The organism is Aquitalea sp. ASV15 (assembly GCF_016429115.1).
GTDB lineage: Bacteria > Pseudomonadota > Gammaproteobacteria > Burkholderiales > Chromobacteriaceae > Aquitalea > Aquitalea magnusonii.
The window spans coordinates 1-5,001 of sequence record NZ_JAELTZ010000099.1 but is presented as its reverse complement, the minus strand read 5'-3'; the positions used below and the strand labels follow the sequence as shown (position 1 = coordinate 5,001).

General features: G+C 64.4%; 4 protein-coding genes. 3 read left to right on the top strand and 1 reads right to left on the bottom strand.

The window, feature by feature from the left end; all coding sequences use genetic code 11:
- Positions 1 to 124 precede the first annotated feature (124 nt).
- The 3 genes from JHD64_RS20735 to JHD64_RS20725 are packed head-to-tail and all read left to right on the top strand — an operon-like array spanning position 125 to position 4,887.
- Complete coding sequence (locus JHD64_RS20735; RefSeq protein WP_199055469.1) at positions 125 to 1,306, top strand: hypothetical protein; 1,182 nt, start codon at positions 125 to 127, stop codon at positions 1,304 to 1,306.
- Positions 1,294 to 1,572 (top strand): PAAR domain-containing protein, encoded by a 279-nt coding sequence (locus tag JHD64_RS20730; protein ID WP_199055467.1) that lies wholly within the window; start codon positions 1,294 to 1,296, stop codon positions 1,570 to 1,572. Before JHD64_RS20735 ends, JHD64_RS20730 begins: the two co-directional genes overlap by 13 nt.
- Before the next feature lie 45 nt (positions 1,573 to 1,617).
- Positions 1,618 to 4,887: an ImcF-related family protein gene (locus JHD64_RS20725; RefSeq protein WP_199055465.1), complete on the top strand. Its 3,270-nt coding sequence runs from the start codon at positions 1,618 to 1,620 to the stop codon at positions 4,885 to 4,887.
- Here the strand turns inward: JHD64_RS20725 and JHD64_RS20720 are convergent, their stop codons facing one another.
- Positions 4,888 to 4,998: an SDR family oxidoreductase gene (locus JHD64_RS20720; RefSeq protein WP_233170643.1), complete on the bottom strand. Its 111-nt coding sequence runs from the start codon at positions 4,996 to 4,998 to the stop codon at positions 4,888 to 4,890. It lies immediately after the preceding gene.
- Between the last annotated feature and the right edge of the window lie 3 nt (positions 4,999 to 5,001).

Sequence of the window (5,001 nt, the reverse complement as noted above, 5' to 3'; positions counted from 1 at the left end):
TGTACGATGACCTCACCAACAAACGCTACCTGAACGCCTTGCAAAAGAGCGCTGCCGCCTGTGCGCCGCCAGCCGCGGTGCAGGCACAGCCGACGGAATGGGCCGGGCAAGAAGGGGGTGGCTGATGCATTGCACGATGGAGGCGGCGCAGCAGCATGCCAGCGAGCCGGTTTACCCCCCGATTGCAGCGGTCAGCCCACCACGGCCATGGCGCTGGATTGTGTTGAGTGTGCTGCTGGTGCTGGGTGATGCCCTGCTTACCTTGCTGCGGTTCAGCCAGAGCACGCCAGCAGCAAGCCAGCAGGAACGGTTCTGGTGGTATGCCCTGATGCCCGGATGCTTGCTGGCAGGGCTGGCGGTGTCGTTGCGCTGGGCCTGGTATGCCTTGTGGCAGCTGTTTGCCAATGTCCAGCAACACGCCCAGGCCCAACACCATGGCTGGTGGCTGGCTTGTCGTCAGGAAAGTGCCTGCGTGCATCAGTCCCTGCTATGGGGGCCAGTATGCGGCGACGTCCAACGCCGCGACATGCTGGCACGCGGTTTGCACACTGCGCCCCCCCGTGCCGCGGAGGGGGTATTAAGGTTGGCCGACGTCGTGTCAGCCGCAGCGGCCGCGCAGCAGCAGCGGCGGGAGGACATGTTGTCAGCCTTCGCCAAAACGCTGGCAACATGGCTGCATGACAGCCCCGTTCACCCCAGCGGCTTTGCCTGGTGCGGTCGTGCCGAGGACTGGTCGGCACTACGCCTGCACTTGCAGCGACACGGCCTGAACCTGCCGCCACAACCGCAACTGGAAGGGGGGATCGCAATGCTGGAATACATCATCGACCGGCTGCACGATGAAACCCGGTCTGTCAAAGCCATTGTCTGCCTGGGTCTGCACTGTCCAGCCCCCGATGACAGCCGCAGCGTGCCTGCAGGGGAAGCCGCATTCGCCATCATGCTCAGTCGCCATGGTGGCGCATTCCGGCTGCATCGCCCAGTGCCGTTATCCGGTAATCATTCGGTAGCGCGGGCACAGGGCAATGCGGCACTGAAAGAGGCTCCCGCTAGCTATCTGTCGGCCAGCGATCAGGCCAATGCCCTGCTGGAAAATGCCAGCTGGCCCTTGCTGGAACAGCCGCAACAGGCCTACTGGGGAGATCCAGGCCCGCTGCAAGCCTGGGTAACCTTGCTGCGTGCCATGGATCAGACGCAGATCAATGCCAGCGCCACTGCCTGGCTGGCCACAGAAGACAAACAGGACTGGCTTGGCGTTGTCACGCCAGCACCTCTGAGCGAGAAAGGCAAACCATGCAACGACTGATTGCCGTAGACGGTGACAAAACCACGGCTGGCGGCACGGTGCATGCCTCTGGCCCCGGCCTGATCCATGGCAAAAAGCTGGCGTGCGAACACGATCCGGTCAGTTGTCCCGCTTGCCACAGCACCGGCCGCATTGTTTGCGTGGGCGAGCGCCATGTCATGTTTAGTCATGGCAAACGCATAGCGCTGCAAGATGACTTATGTCACTGCCAGTGCCAGCCCAAGCCACGCATCATCGTGATTGGCCAGGGCAGTGCCCATGGTTGATCACGGCCAGGTACTCGCCAATCAGCTGTCTCAAGGATTATTTCAATGAATTCATCCCTTCTGAAACCAACAGGAAAATTACGCATCTGGACTGCGGTACTGGCGCTGTCGCTGATGCTGTTATGCATGGCCTTGCTGCTGATTGCCAACCTCTATCTCGGCGGATTCTATACCGACAAACCGGACCGGGTAGCATGGAGCATCTGCCTGAGCATAGGGGTGCTGAGTATTCCGGGCGTGGTGGTATACCTGTGGCTTGGACTGGCCGAGCGGCATGCCCTCACTGCGAGCCAATTAAGCGGCAGAACAGCCGCGCAAGGATTTGCCTCTCCCGCCCAGGGAGAGTGGCTCAGTCCACGCCAATACATGCAGCAGAACTACACCCGCAAATGGTGGGGTATCAAACCGTGGGTGGGTGTATTACGCGCAGAGCCACCTGACTCATCCGGCCTGCTGTCGGCCAATGCCGAGCACCCGCCCCCCTGGCAGGACACGGACAGTGTGTTCTATGTGGACGCCGACCAGAGCAGGGATGACCGGGTGCTACAACGACTGCGTGGCCGCTGGCGGCAGCCGCTGGATGCGCTGGTCATGCAATGCGGCCAGGCGCTGCCCAAGGTTGGCGATGCGGCCTTGCAGCGCTTGCTCGACTTCAACCGGCGCAGCGGGTGGCGCTTGCCGCTCGGCCTGGCCCTGAGTGGCTGGCCGGCCCCGGAGGCCGGTGTAGTGCTGGAACTGGACGATGCCAGCCAGGCGGCCACCACCACCCGCCAGCTGCAGCAGTTGGCCTGGCAACTGGCGGTAGAGGGCCAGGCCGATGTCTTGCAGTCCCCGGCGGACACCGCACGCTTGCGCTTGTCCGAAGCCTTGGGCCAGCCCAGGGTGCTTGAGCAGCTGGCGCAGCAGCTGGCCGAGATCAGCCGCCACCTGCCGCCCGGGCAAAAGCTGAGCGGGCTGAGCTGGGTCGCCGGGCAGGCCACCCGCCTGCCCGGCCAGCTGGCACAGCTGCTGCGCGAGCAGACAGCGCGCCGCCACCGGCTGTCGCCGGGTGATGCGCTGGGCTGGCTATGCGCAGTGCTTGGCCTGGGCCTGTTATTGAGCATGCTACTGGTATTCGTGCAGCAGCAACACCGCCTGGCCAATGCCACACAACACCTGCAGGCGCTGCGGCAAGCCGCTACCGTCCAGCGCGCCATCCCGGCCTTGCTGGCGCTACAGGAGGATATCCATGCTCTGCAACAGGCACAGCAGCAGAGCGGCTGGCTGCGGCTGGGACTGGACCAGGCTGCGGCCATAGAGCCACGCCTGCTGGCCGGCTATGGCCGGGCAGCGCAACGCTGGGTTGTGCAGCCAGTGCAGCGCAATATGCAGCAAGTATTGCAGGCGGTGAATGGCCTGCCCTTATCCGGGGAAGATGCCGCGCGCGAACCGGCGCAGCAGCAAGCCTATGCCAGCCTGAAAGCCTATCTGATGCTGGACCAGCCGGCCCGTACCGAGCCGGGCTTCCTTACCGCACAGCTGCTGCAGGCCGCAGGCCAGGCCAGCGGGCCACGCGCGCAGATCCTGCGCTTTTACAGCAGCCACCTGGCGGCACAGCCGGGCTGGCGCCTGCCGGCCGATGCCGGGCTGGTGGAATCAGCCCGGCAGACGCTGCTGTCGCTGGACGGGGTGGAACATGGTGATGCGGCGCTGTATCGCAAGCTGATGGAAACCGCCGCCGCCAAGTATCCTGCGCGCAGCGCAGCCAGCCTGCTGCCAGGGGTGGATAGCCGCGGCCTGTTTGTCTTGCCCGGCAGCCTGCCTGGCGAATATACCCGCGAAGCCTGGGAAGGCTATGTGCGCGAGGCCATCGACAAGGCCGATCCCAAACAGGGGGGCGAAGCCTTGTGGGTGCTGGGTGCCGAAGCGGCGCGCAGCGACGGCGCGGCGCTCAAGGCCAAGTTGCTGCAACGCTATTTCGCCGATTACGCCAGTGCCTGGCAGCGCTATCTGAATGGCTTGCGCTGGCAGAATACCTCCTCGCTATCCGCCTCGGTGGAGCAGCTGAGTGTCTTGAGCGACCCGCAACGCTCGCCCTTGCAGGCCGTGATGACGCTGCTGCAATACCAGGGCCAGGCCGGGGCGGCGCAACAATCGCTGGCCAGCAATCTGCTGGACAAAACCCGGCAACTGGTGGGCAAAACCGACAAGAAAAGCCCGGCCCCCAGCGGTCTGGGACAGGATGATCCCTTGGCCCGCGCCTTTGGCCCGCTCTTGCTGCTGACAGGTGCCGAAAACGAGGGTACGGCAGGCGCGGTGCACAGCACGGTGAGTCTGGCCCGCTATCTCGACAGCGTCAGCGCCGTACGGCTGAAACTGCAGCAACTGGCCAATGCCGCCAATCCGGATGCGGCAGCCCGCCAGCTGGCGCAAACCCTGTTCAAGGGGCAGCAGAATCCGCTGAGCGACGGCCAGCAATACGCGGCGCTGCTGGCGGCCAGCCTGGGGGCGCAATGGGCCGGATTTGCCCAGCAATTGTTTGTCAGCCCGCTGGACAATGCCGGCAGCGTGGTGATCCTGCCCGCCGCCGCCGAACTGAACGATCTATGGCGGCGCAGCATCCTGCTGCCCTGGGGCAGCGAAATGAATGGCCGCTTCCCTTTCAGCCGCGGCGAACAGGAAGCCTCCCTGCCCGCACTGGGACGCTACCTGGCCCCGGAACAAGGCAGCATTGCCAGCTTTCTGGCCAATAGCCTGGCTGGCGCACTGGTGCAAGAAGGCGACCAGTGGCTACCCAATCCCACCCTCAGCAATATGGCGCCATTCGATGCGGACTTTCTCAATGCCATCAATACCCTCAGCCGTCTGGCCAGCCGCTGGGATACGCCGGGCAGCCCCAGCTATGCCTTTGAACTGAAGCCGATTGCCATGCCCGGACTGGTGCGCACCACGCTGGAATTCGATGGCCAGAGCCTGTCTTATTTCAATCAGCGGGAAAGCTGGAGCCCGCTGCACTGGCCAGGGGATGGTCAACAGGCTGGGGCCCGGCTGTTATGGGAATCGCAACAGAGTGGCACCCGCCAGGCGCTCGACTTTAACGGACGCTGGGGCTTGATCCGCTTGCTGGAGCAGGCGCGGGTGGAACAACTGGACCCGGCACGCTACCAGCTGGACATTGCCCTGCCTGACGGACTGACGGCGCGCTATATCCTGCGCACCACCACGGGAGAAGGTCCGCTGGCCCTGCTCAAGCTGCGCCAGTTCAAACTACCGGGCCGGGTATTTGTCGTGCCCGGCCCGCCAACAGCAGCAGCGAAGCCGGTGGCATCGCACTGATCAGCGTCCGCCGGACACATCCAGAATGCTGCCGGTGCAAAAGCTGGCGGCATCGGACAGCAGCCAGACGATGGCGGCGGCCACCTCCTGCGGCTGGCCGCCGCGCTGCATGGG

Coding starts and splice junctions, on each gene's coding strand:
- JHD64_RS20730 (WP_199055467.1), top strand. CDS start 1,294: ATGCAACGACTGATTGCCGTAGACGGTGACAAAACCACGGCTGGCGGC.
- JHD64_RS20725 (WP_199055465.1), top strand. CDS start 1,618: ATGAATTCATCCCTTCTGAAACCAACAGGAAAATTACGCATCTGGACT.
- JHD64_RS20720 (WP_233170643.1), bottom strand. CDS start 4,998: ATGCAGCGCGGCGGCCAGCCGCAGGAGGTGGCCGCCGCCATCGTCTGG.
- JHD64_RS20735 (WP_199055469.1), top strand. CDS start 125: ATGCATTGCACGATGGAGGCGGCGCAGCAGCATGCCAGCGAGCCGGTT.